Consider the following 19250-nt stretch of genomic DNA (forward strand, 5'->3'; position numbering starts at 1 on the left):
AGTGAGCGATAATCCTCACCCGTTTAACGCGACAAAATTACTGATAAAACCCCAAAGAAGCAGGGATTGTTTTTACCCCAACACCGAAAGCATCGTTTGGCATTTCATTTCGGTTTCTTGCCATTCTTTTTCGGGCTCCGAATCTTCCGTGATTCCGCCGCCTGCGTAGAGCGTCGCCACGTTGTTTTGAATTTTCATACAACGCAAATTCACAAAAAGATGGGTTTCGTTTCCTACGTTTACTGGGCCCAAATACCCGCTGTAAAACTCGCGGTCGTAGCCCTCGTGTTGTTGGATGAAAGAAAGTGCTTCCATCTTGGGCATTCCGCATACTGCCGAGGTTGGGTGTAAAAGCTCCAGCATCACAGTGCCTAATTCGGGGAAATTTATCGCCTTAGTATCCACCAGATAGTCGCTTCGAAGGTGCATCAAATCCCCCGCCACTACCGTCTTCGGCCCTTCTTCCAAATACTCCCTCACACGAATTTTTTTGAAACACGAAATAATATAACGCCCTACCAAAGCCTGTTCTTCAATCTCTTTTTGGGTCCAAGCTGCTTTTTTGACCGAAATAGGCGCTCCCGAAGCATCAAAAGCCGACTGCGTACCCGCCAACGATACTGTCCGAAAAATGCCTTCTTTATCGACACTCACCAAGGTTTCGGGCGTAGCACCCAACCAAACCTGGTCGAGCTGCGGCAAATAGACCATTGACACGAATGCCGTAGGGTATTTTTCACACAGACGCTCAAATACTTCTGAAAAAGTAAAATCAGTCGCTAGTTCGACCTGCTTTACTCGGGAAAAAACAACTTTTTTGAATTCCCCTGCCTCAATCGCCTCCACCGCTTTTTGAACCGCACCCAAATACGCAATATTCGGCAATTCGGGTTGACGTGGACTGGCAGATTGTATCACCGACGAAGAAGCATTCGTTGGTCGATTTCGATAATAATTATACCATTTTTCACGGTTGGAAGCAGGCACATGGGCACTTTCTTGCTCCAGTGCCACTTCGCCATGTTCGTCGAAACGAAAATACAAATCGGCTTCAATAAAGAGCGAATTATCTCCCTCAATGTTTAGAAACGGGCTCATTGCAAAGCCCGCAGGCAGCTCATCAAGGGTCATTCGCATACGAGGGAGCGCTGACCCAAAATTAACAATGAGGTGCTTGTCTTTCTGGTGTGGGAGCCGCCACAGCGCCGCCGCAAAGCCCAACTCACGGGTGCTTTGCCACGCAGAAAGGGGATGTAAGCTGTGATCAAAAAGGGAGGAAGCCCCTGTTATTTCTAGTTTGTCTGACATCATACTCACCTAACACTTTTTACCGTAAAAGTGTGCCGTTTTTTGGGCAAAACATTTACTACTAAAAGTACAAAGGAGCACAATTTGTTTCACAAAAGGATACTTTTTGTGGCAAAGTTTGGGGACATCTTTCATTAATTACCACAAAAAGACCGATCTACGTACGTTTTATTGCCATTTGAGTTGATGTAATAGCAGCCTCCCCTCGGCCCCACCAACAAGGGCTTTCCGTTGTAAGTTCTAACAGTCGCTTCTACGTCAAAACCTGCATTTGCAACATCAAACTTTTTGTTTTTTAGCACAGTCTGCAAGGGCATAGGAAGGCTACTTAGGAAATCTACCCCCGCGACTGACGACTCAATATCCTTAATGGTAGTGACGTATTTTAACCAGCTGACGTCTTGATTTGCTTCGTTTGTGTTGGGAAAATTAGCCGCAATGACCGTCGAATTTGTGGTTATTGACCCCTGTTCAGGATAAAAAACCACAATTTTATACAGTTTTGAAGGTACATTAATTTTCCCATTGATACGCTGCATTGAGCCGTTTGTTCCTGCTCCGCCAGAGCCGTCCATACCTGCGATAATCACTGCTTTGTAACCCGTTTTGACCACATTTCGGCAATACTCTTCCAAGTAAGCCCAAGGTTCGCGGTTGAGTACAGGGGCTTGAGGCGCAATGTTGGTCATCAAAAACGTAGCCGAATTATCTTCCTCTGACTTGGTTCTATCGGCCGAAGGGCAAAGGTGCCCTCGATCAAAACCGCTATTGGTATAATCGGAGGTCACAACACGGTACCAGCCTTGTTTTAAAGTGGAGTCGGGACGAAAATCATTTTGACGGTCAGAGGTTCCCAACCACGAAGTAGAAAGCTCCCAACTGACCCAATTGGCGTGACGTTTGGTGTTGTTATAACTTAACACAAATTGCGGCTTAACCATCAACAAATCCGTTGTGTCATTTGGTTTGGTTGGTTGTCCTAAATATAGATTGGGGCTAATTGGTGCGGAAGCTTCCGCTAAGAATGTTCCTAAAATTTCGATGCTTGCCCCCTTCTCAACCTCCAAGTTGCGGCACAAATAGCCACTGTCAGTTTTAACGGTATGCCCTGTTTTGATAATCACATTATCATTTTTAGTGGGGACACAATTACAAGACCAAGTTGAAGCGGCGTCCCAATTCCCAGACGTTATGCTTTTGATTTGGGCTTGGGCAAAATTGCAAAAAACACTAACAAAAAACGCAAATAAGAATAACTGGGCTTTCATAATTAATCTTAACCTGTAACTACGCTGAGTAATTTTTTTGCAAGTTAAGAGAAATAAATAAACCAATAGCAAAATAAGAATAAATAGACCTAATAGTATATTTTATACACAGCCAATATACTATTAGATAACTTACTATTACAAAGGCAAGCGAAAAGAGTAAGTCAGTCCAGCAAGAGAACGCAACCCACCTTTCAGACACTGTTGAGTACTACATAACATAGAAACGGAATGGTGGAACTAGGTAGCCAAGTGACGATTTCTTGATTGACTAGCGAATCCAATCGTGCGATTTTGCCTCCAAAAAATTAATTTAACGCCGCTAAAGCCCTAAAAATAAAGGCTTTAATCGCATTAATTCGAAAAAGGACTACTTCAACGCATAACAAATAGTTGGATAGGTAAGGGTAGTGGCTTATAAGCAAAAAGACCTGCCATTTTGGGGGCAGGTCAGTCAATTTTAGGTACTTTGTGGAGTCGGAGGAGTCAAATTTGCATCCAGAACAAGGAAACAGTACGCCTTGTGCGTGCTTAGTTTTGAACTTTGGTGCGTGTTAATAGCTAATCATCATAATGTCCCATCAACGACAGAATCACAATTTTATCAGCGGTTACTTCGTATATCATTCGGTTTCCGTCGTCGATTCTACGTGACCAACAACCACTTAAATTACCTCGTAAGGGTTCTGGTTTTCCTATCCCCTCAAAAGGTGTACGCCTTACTTCATTAATCAGCCTCACAATACGTTGGTAGGCTTTACGGTCTTGGACTACCCAATGAGATAACTCTTCAAATGACTCTTGTTTGAATTCAACACTTCTCATTCTTTAACCTTCTTATATTTTTCTATATCAGTAGGTTCTTCTTTGAGAAGTTTACTTGCTATATCATCAAAACTATCTCCTTCAAATAGATACGATATGGAGCTATGTTGACGCTCTTGAATCTTTTTCTCAAATTCAGTTTCGGTCATTTTACTCAACGATTCAGCTTTTAAATTTAACGTAAGTCGCTTTCCTTTAAAGGTGGCTTTGATAGATTTAAAAAACTTATAGTCAAATTCGCTTTCGTCTAAATGATAAGTCGCTTCCATACGAAATCAATTTTAATCAAACAATAGCACCAAGTATATTGATAGTCTATTAAAAAAGCCGCTAAATCAAAATGGTTTGCCATTGCAATGATTTAGCGGCTTTTGTGGAGTCGGCGGGAGTCGAACCCGCGTCCAGAACAAGGAAACCGTACGCCTTCTACACGCTTAGTTTTGATTTGGTTTTCGAGCTTCGGTAAGGTTCAAAACAGACCTGAGCCAATGCCTTATTTGCTGGTGTCTTACCGCGTGTTAGCAACGTTAGCGCGGCCAGTCTCGCGGTTCGACGCCCCTTGACCCAACCAGCAAGACGGAAGTTGGAGGAACGATGGCTAATGGTTAATCACTCCGGATTAAGCAGCCATAGCGTAGCTATAATTGCCAGCTATTGTTTATGCGTGTTTTTAACAGGACTCGCGCACACGTCCCGACGTGCTTATACGTATTGCTTCAACTCGCTGTCAAAACCAAGGCGACCCCTTCGAGTTGGTTTTAGGCTAACAGAAATGCTTGTTAAAAAAGTTCAAGCTTTCTGTTTTTCTTTTGGATTTCCTCCAATGCTCTATTGAGACAATTCTACAGTTGGTCAGCAACCCTTCTCCCTTTCGATTAAAGTCAGAGACTTTGAGCCGTAGAAGTCCCGATTACAAATCGGGACTAGCCGCTCCTATTGCTGAAGGCCGCTTACACCCGAAAAATAGGTTTTGGCCGAACTACTCAATACAGCCGCCGATGAATATACCGCTCCTCCCGTTTGAAATTCCCATTTTTTAGCACCCGACTGGACGTCAACGGCAAAAAAGCGCCCGTCAGTCCCTCCTACATAAGCCAGACTATCCGTCACTACGGGTGAAGCTTGGATGCGATTGGTGGACCATGTCTCCCACTTCTTAGCGCCTGTTTTGGCATCTACTGCGTACATCTTGTGATCGTTGCTCGCCACATATACCACGCCATTACTCACCGACGGCGAAGACAAAACAGGCCCGTCCGTTCTAAACTCCCACAATTTTGCCCCCGTTTGGCTATTTACTGCGTATAGTTTTCGGTCAAAACTACCAATATACAGACTTCCGCCCGATACCGTAGGTGACGAACTTACTTCTCCTCCCGTCGAGAAGTTCCACTTTTTGGCTCCCGTTTCGGCATCAAGTGCATACACGTTGTAATCATTGCTGCCGACATACACTACCCCATCGACCACCGACGGCGACGAATCTACGCCTGCGCCTGTGCCAAATTCCCACAGTTTTGTTCCCTTCTTGGCATCTAAGGCATACAAATTATTGAAACCACCTACATAAACCTTTCCATTGACCACCGTCGGTGACGAAATACTGATTCCATCGGCAGTAAATTCCCACTGCTTTGCGCCAGTCACGACATCGAGCGCGTATAGTTTTGAGGTAAAATTCGACGTTCCTCCCATGCCAACATATACCGTGTTTCCCGAAACCGTGGGTGCGGATGAAATACCCATATCCAGCGCAAACTCCCAGACTTTGGCACCCGTTTTTAAGTCCACCGCGTAAATATTTTGGTCTGAACTGCCGACAATTGCCATCCCAATGGCCAAGGTTGGCGAAGAGTGAACCGTACCTTTGGTGGCAAACTCCCACAGTTTAGCCCCCGTTTTGGAATTGAGTGCGTACAATTTATTATCACTGCTTCCGACAAATACCGCATCAATCCCCTTCGGCATGGGGTCTTCTTTTTTGGAACAATGAGTGAAAATTTGAAAAGCGGCAAAGGTTGCTGCTGCAAAAAATGAACGATTGGCTATTGATTTTTTCATGAACAAAAAGATAGACGAGACGTTTTGTTGTCTAACGACTTTGCAGGTCAATTAGTATGATTTGGGTTTGGGCGTAGTGGCCATAAAATCTTTCAAATAAAAGGGTTCAAAAGCAGCCACCTCCTCAAATTGCTGGTCTTGAAAGCGTTTCCAAGCCAGTTCTCCTACCGTTTTGGCCAAAGGGAAAATCGCGGCTGACGGGAAATGAGCATTTGGATTTTGCCCCAATATCCGCTGGCATTTTTCGGCACCATCACCAAAGAAAACCACCGAACGCTCCGTAAGTAATTCATTAAAAGATTGTTCATCCATAATTTTGGCCTGGGTCGCTTCTACAAAATGAAGTTCGGCGTCCAGCACCGCGCAATATACTTCCATACGGCGAGCATCAAGCATCGGGCAAAACAAGTAATTGGCAGGAAAAAACGACTTTAACTGTAGCGTCATGGCCTCTAGGGTATTGACACTTATCAAAGGTTTATCTAACGCAAAACACAACCCTTTGGCCGTCGAGACAGCTATTCGCAGCCCCGTATAAGAGCCTGGACCTTTTGCTACGGCAAAGGCATCGACATCAACAAGCTGAAATCCAGCGTGTTCAACGGCATTGTAAATCAAAGTCGTAAGCATTCCAGACGACGACTTTTCGGCTAGAAGGTCGTAGTTGGACAGCAATTGGCCGTCTTGGTGGAGCGCCACCGAACAGCCGCGGGTCGAAGTATCTATGCTAAGTAATAGGGGCACTTTACAGATTAACGTTTGAAGTTTACAGTTTACAGTTATTTTTGCAAACTTAATTATTCGCCCTTCAAAATGAGTCAAAAAGTTCACTTTATCGCCATCGGTGGTAGCGTAATGCACAATTTAGCCATTGCCCTCCACCGTCAAGGTTATCAAATTACGGGTTCGGACGACGAAATCTATGACCCAGCGTCTTCAAGACTCCAAAAATTAGGTTTGCTTCCTGCCGAAATTGGCTGGTTTCCCGAAAAAATTCACCAAGGACTTGATGCCGTCATTCTGGGAATGCACGCCCGAAAAGATAATCCCGAACTCGCACGTGCCCAAGAATTAGGAATACCCATTTATTCTTATCCAGAATATATTTACCAACAGAGTAAAAACAAACAACGCGTGGTGATTGCGGGTAGTCACGGCAAAACGACCATCACATCCATCATACTCCACGCTTTGCGCGTCAACAACCGTCAGTTCGATTACTTGGTTGGCGCTCAATTGGACGGCTTCGAAACGATGGTCAAATTGACCAAGTCGGCGCCTTTAATCGTCGTTGAAGGAGATGAATACCCCGCTTCCCCCACCGACCTTGCCCCTAAGTTTTTGCACTATCATCCGCACATTGCGCTCATTAGCGGTATTGCTTGGGACCATTACAACGTATTCCCTACGTGGGAAGGTTATGTACAACAATTTGAACAATTGGCTGATTCGTTGTCAAAATCTGGAGTATTGGTTTTTGACGAAACCGACGATATGCTTGATGTTATTGGCAAAAATGAGCGCGCGGACGTGCGGTCAGTTCCGTACAATATTCACCCGCACAAGATTGTCAACGGCCAAACGTTTTTGACAACCCAGGCCTACGGGGATGTTCCTTTGTTGATTTTTGGGGAACACAACATGAAAAATATCAGCGGGGCTTTGGCCGTATGCGAAGAAGTAGGACTCACACAAGCGCAATTCTACCGCGCCATCCAGACGTTTAAAGGAGCGGCAAATCGGATGGAAACTTTGGCAAAAAGCGACAATTCAGCCGCTTTTAAGGACTTTGCCCACGCTCCTTCTAAGGTAGAAGCGACGACCAAAGCCGCCAAATCGCAGTTTCCAACGCGCCAATTGGTTGCCTGCGTAGAATTGCATACATTTAGTAGTTTGAATAAAAACTTTTTGGGACAATATGCCCATAAACTCGACGCTGCCGATGTAGCAGTCGTTTATTACAACCCCCATACACTCGCCCACAAGCGCCTTGAACCCATTACACCCGAAGAGGTAAAAGCCGCTTTTCAGCGCCCATCGCTTGAAGTATTTACCGATAAAGACGCTTTGCAAGCTTTCCTGACCTCGTTGTCATGGAAAAATAAAAACTTACTCATGATGAGTTCGGGTACGTTTGGAGGATTAGAATTGAAGGGATTAGCATCACAGATTATTACCTGAATATAAAGCAACGCCATGCGTTTTGTAGATTACCCGTCCATAATCAGATCTGCTTGGAACGATTTCGATTCGACCAGGCCCATTGAATTAATTGAAGACATTAGCGCCCGCGTTTCCACCAATCACGTATTCCGCGTGACTCTTGAAGGTGGAGGCAACGTTATTGCCAAACTTTCGTACTTCGGGAAGTTTGAGCATTTTAAAGAAGACCACCGCCTGATTCACACCTTGGCCAACAACCTGCTGTATCCGTTTGAAAACGTATTGGCAAAGTCGTTAGTCAAAAGCAATCAGGTGTTTGTGTATCGGTTCCAAGAAGAAGGACTTGATGTGTGGGTGGTTTTTTACAACCCCATTCGAGTGGCCGAAAAAATGCCGCGCCGTTTGGAAGAACACCATATCCGCACGCTGGGATCGCAAATCGCGAAGTTTCATAAAGCCTGCGCCAGCGTGAGTACTGTCATGCCCAAGTCGTCGAAAACGCTACGTTCCGACGTCCAAGATTTGCTCAGTATGCTCAACACCGAAACAGGACGTTATGAGCATCGAATGCACATCGAAACTTTGCGCCGTCAGTGCAATCTTTTTCTAAAACACCGCAAAGAGATGGTCGCTAACGCGGTCGAAACGATGCCTGTGTTTTTGGATTGGAACATTGGTAACTTCTCAGTGACAGACAAACTAGAACTTTTTTCTCGCTGGGATTACGACTGGTTCCGCATTAGTTATCGGGTCATGGACTTTTACTTTTTCAGTAGGGTATGCTCCGACGCTGGTGACCGAACGGTCTTTTCGTACCTGATTGAACCCTTGGCCGAAGAACGTTTTGGGTGGTTTTTGGAAGAATACCACAAGATTTATCCGCTGACCGAACGCGAAGTTCGTTTTTTACCCGAAGCATATCGCTTTTTTATCCTCAACTACGTCATCAAATACGGTCGGTATTTTTTCCATCGTACCTACGCCACAAAATTGCAGCGGGAAGCGTACGAAACCTATTTCCCGTCGATTGATACGTTCTCGGTTGACCCTATTTTAAAACGATTAGGACTTTAATAATAAATTTCCTAGACCTATAAGGTTTTGAAAACCTTATAGGTCTGGCTTTATACTCACCTACCCATGCTTACGATTGAATCTTTTGCCGATGTAGCCGCCCGCTACCAAGTTTTTTTCTTTGATGCGTTTGGGGTACTCAAAAACTCCCACGGGCTTATTCCTGGGATTCCCGATACGTTTGCGTATTTGAGAGAGAACCAAAAGCAGTTTTACATTTTGACCAACGACGCTTCGCGTAGCCCCCAACAGCTCGCCGAATCGTATTGGCGAATGGGACTGATGGACATCACCCCCGACAACATTATTTCGTCAGGAATGTTGGCAAGAGAGTATTTGGAATTAAAAGTAAATCAGGGAACGGTGGCGTATTTGGGAACAGAGGATTCTGCCCATTACATCGAATCTTCGGAACGCAAAGCCCTATCCATCAGCGAACTAAACCTAGATGCCATTGGTGATATAAACGCCCTTGTGATGCTCGACGATGAAGGTTTTGATTGGAACACCGACCTCAACAAAGCTACTAATTTGCTCCGACGACGCAATATCCCCGTGATTGTGGCCAATACTGACGCTACTTATCCTACGTCCAAAACCCAAGTCGCGATTGCCATCGGTGGCGTAGCCGATATGCTTGAGAGCATCGTTGGCAAGCAGTTTATTCGTTTTGGAAAACCTGATGCTCAAATGTTTATGTTTGCCTACGAGCGGGTGATGGAGCAAAATCCTGCGCTCGGTAAAAAGGACATCGTAATGATTGGCGATACACTCCGCACCGACATTTCTGGAGGGAATAAATTTGGGCTTGATACGGTGCTGGTACTAACAGGAAACATCCCCGCCGAAGACGCCGAAATCCGCATTCGCAGTACAGGTATCATTCCTACTTACGTGTGTGAATCAGCCGTTATTGGTTAAATTCCGTTTCGCCTTAGTTCTCGTTCAATGGTTTCTTTGTACAAATAAAAATCGACCTGAAACGTATGCCTAGGCGAAGCGTTGTAACGATGCTTCATCTGCTGCGTATCGCGTTCGATGTCTTTTGTCATGGAAGAAACATCAGGCAAACGGCAAGTGCCTTTTATCAATTTAGCGATCCATTTGGCTTGAATTTCGGCCAAGGGCATGATGGCGCCCAATGGCTGAATTAATCCCACAAAAAATAGGTTAGGCCAGTCGGGATGTATTACTTTTTTGTACAACCGAAATTCGTTGTTCGCACTCACTTCAAATGCCTTGTCTTTCAAAAACGGGAACGTCGCTTTGTAGCCCGTTGCATATACAATCAAGTCATACGTTTCGGAAGTCCCGTCTTCAAAAACAACTTCTTTTCCCCGAAACTCCTTGATATTAGGCTTATAATCAATCAAACCTCGCCCACTCAGATTGAGCAACTCCTGCGACACCGTCGGGTGTTCTTGCAAGGGTGGGCGCTTAGGAAGCGGTACGCCGTACGCCTCTTGGCGACCTCGGGCAAGCAAAAGGGATACTTTGAGCAAATACCGCTGCACTGATAACGGTAATTTGGCCGTTAGGGGATTGGCCAAACTATCGAAGGGTTTGCTCAAAATCCAGTTCGGCAAAATGTACGCCCCGCTTCGCGTTGAAATCGTCACCCGACCCGAATGGAGCTTGGCAGCCTCACAAGCGATGTCCACGGCGGAGTTTCCAATACCCACAATCAGTATATTTTTGTACATGATTTGCTCAGGCACGCGGTAATGGTGCACGTGCAGAACCTCGCCCGTAAAGCTTCCCGCAAAAGGTGGATCGGGAAAACGCGGGTTCCAATGGTGACCGTTGGCGACAATGACGTGGGCGTATTCTTTTACCGCTCCTTGGTCAGTTGTAACTTTAAATAAGCCATTGGAAGTCCGTTCAACTTCGGCAATCCCTGTATTGAAAGTAATTGAATTTCGCAGGCCAAAATGGTCAGCATATTCTTCAAAATACTTAATAATCTGAGAATGGTGCGGAAACATGGGCAAATCACGCGTGAGGGGATAATCGCTGTACGCCATGATTTCGCGGTTGGTGTTGATGTGCAACGACCGATACGCCGACGACATTTGGTTGTCGTTGTTGTACCGCCAATTTCCGCCAATATCAGAGCCTTTTTCAAAACAATCATAGCTAATTCCAAGGTCTTTGAGGGCCTTCGCCGCTGCCATTCCTGAGGAACCTGCCCCGATGATACACGCTTGCTTTTGCATAATTATTCCGATTTTTTTAACCAACTTTCAACCAAAGAGGCAATCATTGCCGCTCCTCGGGTATTAAAATGCAAGTTATCTTGGCTCAAATCCATGCCGTGCGACAGGCAGATTTTATCCCAATCTTGGCCTAGAATCTCGTGTTTAACCACGCTCATATAGACCAATTTTAGGGTATCGTCGTAGGTGTATTGGAGTTTTTTGGGGTGCTGTTCCAAAAATGCTTTCATTCGTTCCCGAACGGGCAAATACGTCAACTTTTCGCGCTCCGCCGTTTGTTTAATAAATTCACTGTAACGATCGGCTTTCGCATTGGCTTCGTTTTGAAGGTCTTCACCCATAATAGGCAATGAGATTAGGGCAATTTGGGCGTTGGTTTCGGTCGTTAAGCGCCGCACAATTTCGTTGTAGTTCCGCTGATAGCCCTCAAAATCAGGGGTTACATTTTTGGCTATTTTTTTGAACTGATAATAACTGTTTAAGGCCGCTTTGCTCATGGTAGCATTGACATCGTTGGTACCAATTAGCAGCGTTACGTAATCGGGCTTTGTTGCAATGATTTCGTCCAAACGCTCCAAAAGAGTATAAGATAGATCGGAATTTACCCCCGCATTGTAAAAAAAATAGGGTTCGCCCAGCCAACGTTCGAGCATATCAACGTAGTTGACGCTGACATTTCCGTGCGTTATGCTATCGCCCACGCACACCACCCCTTTTTTACCCGCAGCTTCTGTCAGTGGAACTTGTCCTTTTTTAGGAAAATGGTCAGGACGGTGGTAGCGAATTTTACGTTCGAGGTATTTATAAATCAGAAAAATAAGCAGTAATAAACTACCAACAACAACCAAGAATACGCTCATAAAAACAAATTAATACATTGACAATGATAAAGTTACACAAACTTTTTAATTGGCACATCCTTTTCCGACAACGGCTTTAAAGTTGCTATTTTTTTCGGCGGTAAAACCTGGCTGTAGCGTAATTGAGTTTTTGGCATCGTAGGTAATAGTAGCGCCTGCTTTTACCGTGTTCACGCCTGTAATGGCGTTGGAAGCTTTCACCTCCCCTACTGTTCCTGCATTAAAAGTAGTCGCTACGGTCACATTCTGTGCGCAGACAGTTACTTGGTATGAACTCGAAATCGAAGCGCAACTTCCAATGCTACAGGTAGCTGAATAAGTTGTGGTTTGTGATGGATGCTGAACAATGCTATTGCCTATCAAACCTGCCGACCATGACACGGTTCCTGCACATCCCTGAGAGAACAAAGTCACTTCTTGCCCAGCAGATACTGTAGATGCCGTTGACGTAATGGTCGGGGGTTGGGGAGGCAATGCTGGAACGGTGACCATTTGGCTCAAGATAATATTACCAGAAGCATCTTTCAAATACACCCGATAGTTTCCACTTCCAACGTTCACCGTCTGACTGGATGAAAAAGAAGTCGAAATAGCCCCATTTCCATTGACCCAAAAATACTGGTAACCACTTGGAGCAGTAATCGAATACGTGTTATTCAAACAACTGAGGGTCAGCGAGGGGGGCGTTGTAGCGCTGTAGGGAGTCGCGTTGGTAAAAAACGAATTATCCAACGCACTATTCCACCGCGATGCCAGCTCAGAGACAGCTTGTTGGCCATTGGTCAAATTTTCAAGGTGGGCGCCATCAGGGCGAGGCGTCTGTAGATTATCGGTTTCGGGGCCTGCAAAAATTTTATCTCCAGGGTTTATTGTAAGATTTTGGCCTGAAATGATGTTGGCATCCGCTACACTAAAGTAAGAAGCCCTTGATACTACCCAAGGAAGCATAATTTTACCCGAATGATTACGCGAGCGACTGATTACATATTGTAGGCTATCGCGGTATTCATTGGCCGAAGTATTATCGTTGGGGTCGGCATTGTTATTTTTGTGCGTATCTGACTCACCCTGGTGCCACAGCACTGCTCTCACTCCAAACATTGACCCATAATAATTTAAAGCTTTTCGCAAATAATTATACGGAAAATTAGGATTTCCCGCGTACAAAATCCCCACATGGACATTCACCGAAGGAAGTCCATCTGCACTTCGGCTCCAATTCCCTACCGAAGAACCATTGGCGGCAGCATTAAAAAACATAACGGGCACATTATATCGCGCTATGATTGCATCTCCGAGTTCTCCCCAAGCCCAAGGAGATATTCCGTTAGGGGCAATTGCCAACCCTGCCCCTGCGTTGTTCAAAGTCGAAATCACGGGAAAAGGTGGATCCACATTCTGGCAAGTTCCGCTGGGGCACGGCAATGTCCAATTGACGTACTTTACACGGCCTTGTCCATCTGAGGAGGCTTTTGCCCCATGATTATCGACACCTTGGGCATTGGACTGCCCCGCAACTACAAACACCTCACCTACCCCTACCCTCGACAATGTGGCCGTTTGAACCACATTATTAAATAAAATCGAGCGCACTTCGAGGGTGTACCAGCCGCCCAACACACTAAACAAACTTCCCGAAAAAATTCCACCAGAAGGATTAATATGGATAGCTGTCCAATCAATATTTTGACCACCACTAACGGCAACGAGTCGAGCCTCTATGCGATCGACCGCGCCCGTGTAACTCCCTCCTACGTGAATCGTTGCTAGGTTAGACGCATTCCGTTGAAAAATAGCACCGTCAAACGGAAAAGAAATAGATAATTGTGCCCATAAATGCAGCGAACTGCCGCACAGCAGACAAAGACAGAAAACGACCTTTTTCCAAGGGTTCTCACAGTAGAAGAAAAACATTTTAAAAGGTATTTGTAGGGTTTATGGTGCTGTTTGTCTTATACTCAACATACCGTTGCAAATTGCTTTTTTTTAACGAAAAACCTATAACTAACTTCTCAAATTCTTTTCTCACATATTTTTGCACCTCACAAAACCTATGTTGCACGATGCAAGCATTTCTTTTCGACCTCGACGGGGTCATTGTAGATACCGCCCACTTTCACTACCAAGCTTGGCGGCGGTTGGCCAACGAAAAATTGGGGTTTGATATTTCAGAAGAGTTCAATGAAAGCCTCAAAGGAATCAGTCGTACCGAATCGCTCGACCGCATTCTTGCTCACGGCGGTGTCTCCCTCGACGATGTGACCAAAGAAGCCTACGCCACCCTCAAAAATCAGTGGTACGTAGAACTTGTTAACCAAATGACCCCTGCCGATATCCTTCCTGGAATCATTGAATTTTTGGCACAAACACGAGCTGATGGGATAAAAATTGCCCTTGGCTCGGTGAGTAAAAATGCCAAACCCATTTTGGAACATATTGGTATTTTATCCGCTTTTGATGCCATTATCGACGGTACCAAAATCTCCAAAGGAAAGCCCGATCCCGAAGTTTTTTTAAAAGGAGCCGAAGAGCTCGGAATCTCGCCTAGCGAGTGCGTAGTGTTTGAAGATGCCGTTGCGGGGATTGAAGCAGGACTACGTGCAGGTATGAAAACAGTCGGAATAGGGCAAGCTGAGGTACTTACCAAAGCCGATATAGTCCGTTCTGACCTGAACAACTTCACTCCCAATGAGTTAAAAAAAATCTTGTTCTCCGAACAATAAATCCAAAAATAGCACCCAAAAAAAAGACAGGATTTTTTTTGGATTAAATTGTTTTCTATCTATATTTGCACAACTAATAATGGTGTGGATATAGTCGGAAAGCTGTTCGAGGATTTCGAACAGCTTTTTTATTTTTCATTTTGCTTCGTCTACTGAATAACATAAAAAAAGCGGGGATTTGCCCCGCTTTTGATTAACCTGCCGTTACTTTAAATTCTGATGTGGTATGGAATTGAATGTCGGGATTATTGTCTCGATTCATCCGAACCATCCATTCCGAATCAGCTAAAAACACTGGGTTGTCGTCTTTGTCGTACCCAATTTGGGTTCCTTTCAAACGGATATATTCTTGTATTTTCTTAGGGTCTTCGCTGGTAATCCAACATGCCCGCGAGGTGTTCATCGGTATCCAACGGCATTTGGCACCATACTCGTGTTCAAGGCGGTACTGGATTACTTCAAATTGAAGCTCTCCCACTGTACCTACTACTTTCCGATTTCCAGGTTGTACCGTAAACAACTGCGCCACCCCTTCGTCGGTCAACTGCTGAATGCCTTTTTCCAACTGCTTCGATTTCATAGGGTCAAGGTTGATCAACTCTTTGAAAATCTCGGGTGAAAAACTGGGAATCCCCGCGTATTGTAGGTCTTCTCCTTCCGTCAACGTATCTCCAATCTTAAATGTCCCTGTGTCGTACAAACCAATCACGTCGCCAGGAAATCCTTCCTCTACAACTTCTTTAGCAGAAGCCATAAAGCTATAAGGGTTAGAAAAACGCACCGATTTGTCTAAGCGCGTATGGTGGTAAAATTTGCCTCGCTCAAAAATCCCTGAACATACCCTTAAAAACGCAATACGATCACGGTGACGCGGGTCAATGTTGGCGTGAATTTTAAACACAAAACCCGTAAATTTCTTTTCGAGTGGATCGACCGAACGCACGTTCGTTAGGCGCGCCGCAGGAAGTGGAGAAATTTGGCAAAATGCCTCCAAAAGCTCACGTACACCAAAATTGTTGACCGCACTTCCAAAAAACACGGGCGCTACTTTACCCGACAAATACGTATCTCGGTTAAAGGTATCATACACGCCTTCGATAAGCTCTACATCTTCGCGCAGTTGATTGGCATCGCGCTCACCTACTTTTTGGTCAAGCTCCGACGAATCTAATTCCAACAAAGCCACGTCATCTTCCACCTTCGTTTTGTTGACTTTGAAGAAATACATTTGTTTCTCCAACAAGTGATACACTCCTTTGAAGGTAGCTCCCCCATTGACGGGCCACGTCAATGGGCGCACTTTGAGGTTGAGTTTTTGTTCCAATTCATCCAATAAATCAAACGGGTTTTGTCCTTCGCGGTCCATTTTATTGATGAATATAATCACTGGGGTATCTCGCATCCGACACACTTCCATGAGGCGTTCAGTTTGTTCCTCTACCCCTTTTACGCAGTCAATCACCAAAATTACCGAATCCACAGCCGTCAGGGTACGGTAGGTATCTTCGGCAAAGTCTTTGTGACCTGGCGTATCTAGGATATTGATAAGCAGGTCATTATATTCAAACGTCATTACCGACGTAGCTACCGAGATACCACGTTGTTTCTCGATTTCCATAAAGTCGGAAGTGGCCGTTTTCTTAATTTTATTGGATTTAACAGCACCCGCCGTTTGGATTGCTCCCCCAAAAAGTAGCAACTTTTCGGTAAGCGTCGTTTTCCCAGCATCGGGGTGACTAATGATCGCAAACGTGCGCCGTTTGGCGATTTCTTGTTCTATTTTTGACATAATGAATGAGTGCATTCGATAAAAAGTCCGCAAAGTTACGGCTTATTTCCCGTAATTTTTTACCACTAATTTTTCTGAAGTATAGACAATTCGATTTTGGCCATTTTCGTGGTACAGTAGCCCCAAACGATAAGTACCTGCAGGAACATTATCCTGAAAAATCCAGGCTTCAAACCCTTCACGGAAATAATGACGTGTTTTCAAAAATGCCTTACGGTCGCGACTTGGTGTCAAACGAGCCGCCGAAATATAGGAAGTGGTGTCGTTGGTAAGCAAAACAAACAGGGCATTGTCAGCTTGGCTTTGGTCGATAGACACCGACGAATTTACTATTTTTTTTATCAAAATTCCACCGTAAGCAGGCAGCGTATCGGATTGAAATGTGAAAGGAACTACGCTCAATTTGGTTGTGTCTGCACTCGTGGCTGGAATTGTCAACGAAGAATCAAGGGGTAAAACGTACATTTTTCGTTGAACCGACTCATCAAAATATTTTTTGGTCACGCTGTTGGTCATTGTTTCTAGTTTCCCGCTCACCCGACCATGTGCCCGCAACGACAGCGCATCGGCCACCAGCGAATTTCGGAAGTTAACCACTTCAGGCGCGGCAAACAGGTAGGTTCCTAAGAAAAAAAGCCCACCAAAAAGTGTCATTCCAGCAGCCACAAACTTGCGTACCTTTTGAGGAACCAAAATAAGGAGCGTAGAATACAAGGCCACCATTGCCATAACCGAATAAATCATGTAGCGCGCGGGGGTTTCTAAAGCTTGGCCAGCGCGGGCAGTTGCTACCCCTAAGCCCGTAATCAGCAACCACGCCAACAATGCCAACAAAGATAAATTTTCGGATTTTTGAGTAAAGACGGTCAGGATTTTGGGGGAAGAAAAAGGGAACAACTCTTTACTCCTCTGACGAATAATAGAAACCACAAACGCACCTCCTACCCAAGAAGCCAGTGTGAGCAACGCCAAAGTGATAGCTCCCCCCAACACGGCAACTTCGGGCAAGCGCCCACGTAGGTAGGACGCCCCAGCGCCAAAAAAAGACAGTAGGGTAAGCAGTGAATTTTTGAAACTTTTATCTTGATTTAATGACCCAAAGCCAAAAGGATAGTACCAATAAAAAGCAACAGTTGTGAGAACACAGGCCAGCAACCACACCAACGCAGCACGGTAACGATACTGAAGTAAAGGAATCAACAGCCCAACATACATACCAAATAATCCGTTTCCATTGGTATAGGTTAGCAAATAGCCTCCTACGATTGCTCCTGCCAAAGTACCCCACCTAGGTACAGCAAGTAAATAATAGGTGACAATACCCACCACAAAAGAAGCCGTATATTGCCAAAGTGCGGCTGCCCAAAAAATATTCTCGTGGTAAGCAGGCGTAAAAAGAAACAGCCCCACTGGAAACACAAGACAAAACGGTATTTTATTGACAGACAGCACTTTCCAGAAATAACCAAACAAAATAGCCACCAATAAACTACCCGCCAAAATCAACGTTCGGTAGTTGACTTGCCCCGTCAATAAGTAATCAATCCAAAAAGCAAGCTTTGCCGTAATCACCCCGTGGCCATTGTGCTTAAACTCCAATGCCTGAAGAAATGCCTGAAATGTAGGGGCATCCGTAAACTTAATGATATATTCCAAATAGGCATAATCATCAAAATAAGGAACATTGACTGCATTCTGAAATACGAAGCGATAAAAAACAAATGCAATGCTAAATAGCAGGAATGCAGCGAGATAATTAAAAAATTTCATGCGGACGACACTTGGCGAGCCAGCAAAGATAGCCTATTTTTGCCAAAAACATTTCATCAATGACACGCTACTTATATATTGTTCGGCACGCAACCGCAGAGGACTCTATTTCTTTCTTTAAAGATTTTGAACGTGAACTTTCTGCCTATGGTAAATCTGAAGCTACTCGAATGGGCCGTTTTTTGCATAGTAAAGGGCTTGTCCCCGACTTGCTCATCAGCAGTTCGGCTCCCCGTGCGTTCCAAACTGCCCAACTTTTGGGCGAACAATTAGGCTACAGCAAAGAAAAAATCCAAAGCACCCGTAATTTGTACGATGGAGGCCCAAGATCTTACATCAACACCGTCAATAATGCTCCAGAAAATTGTACACACTTGATGATTATCGGGCATAACCCTGACGCAAGTTACTTTTCAGATTATCTGGCCAACACCGACATAGATTCTATGGTAAAAGGTGGCGTGATTACCATTGCCTTTGAAAACCTTCAATGGAGTGAAGTTTCTGCCGAAACAGGAAAGTTTATTAGTTATGATACCCCACCCAACTTTTAAATTAATGAACCGAAATCGAAAAATATTTATCATTGTTAGCATCGTTTTTATTGCCATTTTTGTAGGCATTGCCGTTGATATGGCAAGCCGTACTACCGCTCCTTGGAACAAGAAAAAACAGCTTGTCAGGGCATTTGATGTCACCAGCGACGCCGACTCTATTGGAATTGATACCACTACTGTCAACGTTAAATAATAAAGGCGGCCTGTGGGCCGCCTTTATTATTTACTCTATTTTTATTTTCGTTTCTTCTTCACCGTAAACGGCACGCAAATATCCACAGGACAGCAATTCGTCCCCGCTTCGATGATCACTGGACAACAGCCATTGGCTGGACACGTCTGGTTCGTCGCAGTGAACGTATAGACTCCCACTTCTGAGAATAACACCACATTCCCCGTCGCTACCGCCGTCGAACCACCGTTCTTGAACCATTGTACATTCGTCAAGTTTGCAGGTACACTCACTTCCAGTTTTTGGGTTGGACATAGGTCAAACGGTACTGTGAAGCATTGTTGGTCAATGTCATCTTCGCCACCTTTGCCGTTGCCTGGTGTACTGTCTCGGTCCTTCTCGTTGGTCTTGCTGATTTCCGCTGTGTTCAAATGTACTCCTGGCGTCGTCGCCCGAACTTGGTA

Annotated in this window: 18 protein-coding genes and 1 other RNA gene; 6 read left to right on the forward strand and 13 right to left on the reverse strand. The window is 44.8% G+C overall.

Annotated features, from left to right (window positions below; all coding sequences use genetic code 11):
• Positions 1-72 precede the first annotated feature (72 nt).
• From K339_RS0107660 to tsaB, 7 genes are all read right to left on the reverse strand, one after another.
• The gene (locus K339_RS0107660; RefSeq protein ID WP_037299572.1) at positions 73-1311 is read right to left on the reverse strand and encodes a chorismate-binding protein; all 1239 of its coding nucleotides are present in this window, start codon (positions 1309-1311) and stop codon (positions 73-75) included.
• A 131-nt stretch (positions 1312-1442) separates the two neighbouring features.
• A complete protein-coding gene (locus tag K339_RS35805) occupies positions 1443-2432 on the reverse strand; it encodes a DNA/RNA non-specific endonuclease (RefSeq protein WP_229598713.1) in 990 nt (329 codons plus the stop codon).
• Positions 2433-3137: 705 nt separating this feature from the next.
• Positions 3138-3401, reverse strand: a complete 264-nt coding sequence (locus tag K339_RS0107675) for a Txe/YoeB family addiction module toxin (RefSeq protein ID WP_028523089.1) — start codon at positions 3399-3401, stop codon at positions 3138-3140.
• Positions 3398-3670, reverse strand: a complete 273-nt coding sequence (locus tag K339_RS0107680) for a hypothetical protein (RefSeq protein ID WP_028523090.1) — start codon at positions 3668-3670, stop codon at positions 3398-3400. The genes K339_RS0107675 and K339_RS0107680 overlap by 4 nt, the downstream gene beginning before the upstream one ends.
• A 102-nt stretch (positions 3671-3772) precedes the next feature.
• Positions 3773-4147, reverse strand: a transfer-messenger RNA (tmRNA) gene (gene ssrA / locus K339_RS36500).
• A gap of 187 nt (positions 4148-4334) precedes the next feature.
• Positions 4335-5462 carry a PQQ-binding-like beta-propeller repeat protein gene (locus K339_RS32880; protein ID WP_051397871.1) on the reverse strand — a complete coding sequence of 376 codons (1128 nt, stop codon included), beginning with the start codon at positions 5460-5462 and terminating at the stop codon, positions 4335-4337.
• 51 nt (positions 5463-5513) lie between these two features.
• Positions 5514-6206: a tRNA (adenosine(37)-N6)-threonylcarbamoyltransferase complex dimerization subunit type 1 TsaB gene (tsaB, locus tag K339_RS0107690; protein ID WP_028523091.1), complete on the reverse strand. Its 693-nt coding sequence runs from the start codon at positions 6204-6206 to the stop codon at positions 5514-5516.
• Positions 6207-6275: 69 nt separating this feature from the next.
• Here tsaB and K339_RS0107695 point away from each other — a divergent pair, with 69 nt between their 5' ends.
• The 3 genes from K339_RS0107695 (at position 6276) to K339_RS0107705 (ending at position 9620) form a co-directional block, all read left to right on the forward strand.
• Entirely contained in the window at positions 6276-7643 is a 1368-nt protein-coding gene (locus K339_RS0107695) for a UDP-N-acetylmuramate--L-alanine ligase (protein ID WP_028523092.1), read from the forward strand.
• A gap of 15 nt (positions 7644-7658) precedes the next feature.
• A complete protein-coding gene (locus tag K339_RS0107700; protein WP_028523093.1) occupies positions 7659-8699 on the forward strand; it encodes a hypothetical protein in 1041 nt (346 codons plus the stop codon).
• Between the two features lie 66 nt (positions 8700-8765).
• Complete coding sequence (locus tag K339_RS0107705; protein ID WP_028523094.1) at positions 8766-9620, forward strand: TIGR01459 family HAD-type hydrolase; 855 nt, start codon at positions 8766-8768, stop codon at positions 9618-9620.
• Here K339_RS0107705 and K339_RS32885 read toward each other — a convergent pair.
• From K339_RS32885 to K339_RS32890, 3 genes are read right to left on the reverse strand one after another with little or no spacing between them, the layout of a single operon-like run.
• Positions 9617-10915, reverse strand: a complete 1299-nt coding sequence (locus tag K339_RS32885) for a flavin-containing monooxygenase (protein WP_037299576.1) — start codon at positions 10913-10915, stop codon at positions 9617-9619. The genes K339_RS0107705 and K339_RS32885 overlap by 4 nt on opposite strands.
• Positions 10916-10917: 2 nt before the next feature.
• The gene (locus tag K339_RS0107715; RefSeq protein WP_028523095.1) at positions 10918-11775 is read right to left on the reverse strand and encodes an SGNH/GDSL hydrolase family protein; all 858 of its coding nucleotides are present in this window, start codon (positions 11773-11775) and stop codon (positions 10918-10920) included.
• A 45-nt stretch (positions 11776-11820) separates the two neighbouring features.
• Complete coding sequence (locus tag K339_RS32890; RefSeq protein ID WP_028523096.1) at positions 11821-13689, reverse strand: 3-coathanger stack domain-containing protein; 1869 nt, start codon at positions 13687-13689, stop codon at positions 11821-11823.
• Between the two features lie 149 nt (positions 13690-13838).
• Between K339_RS32890 and pgmB the strand changes: the two genes are divergently transcribed.
• Entirely contained in the window at positions 13839-14498 is a 660-nt protein-coding gene (pgmB, locus tag K339_RS0107725) for a beta-phosphoglucomutase (RefSeq protein WP_028523097.1), read from the forward strand.
• A gap of 193 nt (positions 14499-14691) precedes the next feature.
• Here pgmB and K339_RS0107730 read toward each other — a convergent pair whose 3' ends face one another.
• Positions 14692-16287, reverse strand: a complete 1596-nt coding sequence (locus K339_RS0107730) for a peptide chain release factor 3 (protein ID WP_028523098.1) — start codon at positions 16285-16287, stop codon at positions 14692-14694.
• 42 nt (positions 16288-16329) lie between these two features.
• Entirely contained in the window at positions 16330-18057 is a 1728-nt protein-coding gene (locus K339_RS0107735) for a hypothetical protein (protein ID WP_028523099.1), read from the reverse strand.
• A gap of 59 nt (positions 18058-18116) precedes the next feature.
• Here K339_RS0107735 and K339_RS0107740 point away from each other — a divergent pair, with 59 nt between their 5' ends.
• Together K339_RS0107740 and K339_RS0107745 are read left to right on the forward strand one after the other, a co-directional pair.
• On the forward strand, positions 18117-18611 hold the full coding sequence (locus K339_RS0107740) for a SixA phosphatase family protein (RefSeq protein WP_028523100.1): 495 nt from the start codon (positions 18117-18119) through the stop codon (positions 18609-18611).
• A 4-nt stretch (positions 18612-18615) separates the two neighbouring features.
• Positions 18616-18807, forward strand: coding sequence for a hypothetical protein (locus K339_RS0107745; protein WP_028523101.1), 192 nt, complete (start codon positions 18616-18618; stop codon positions 18805-18807).
• Between the two features lie 41 nt (positions 18808-18848).
• Here K339_RS0107745 and K339_RS37460 read toward each other — a convergent pair.
• Positions 18849-19250, reverse strand: a 402-nt coding sequence (locus K339_RS37460; RefSeq protein ID WP_028523102.1) for a CVP-CTERM putative protein-anchoring domain-containing protein, incomplete at its 5' end; no start/stop codon positions are given.

The sequence above is a fragment of the Runella limosa DSM 17973 genome (assembly GCF_000482465.1).
Classification (GTDB): Bacteria; Bacteroidota; Bacteroidia; order Cytophagales; family Spirosomataceae; genus Runella; species Runella limosa.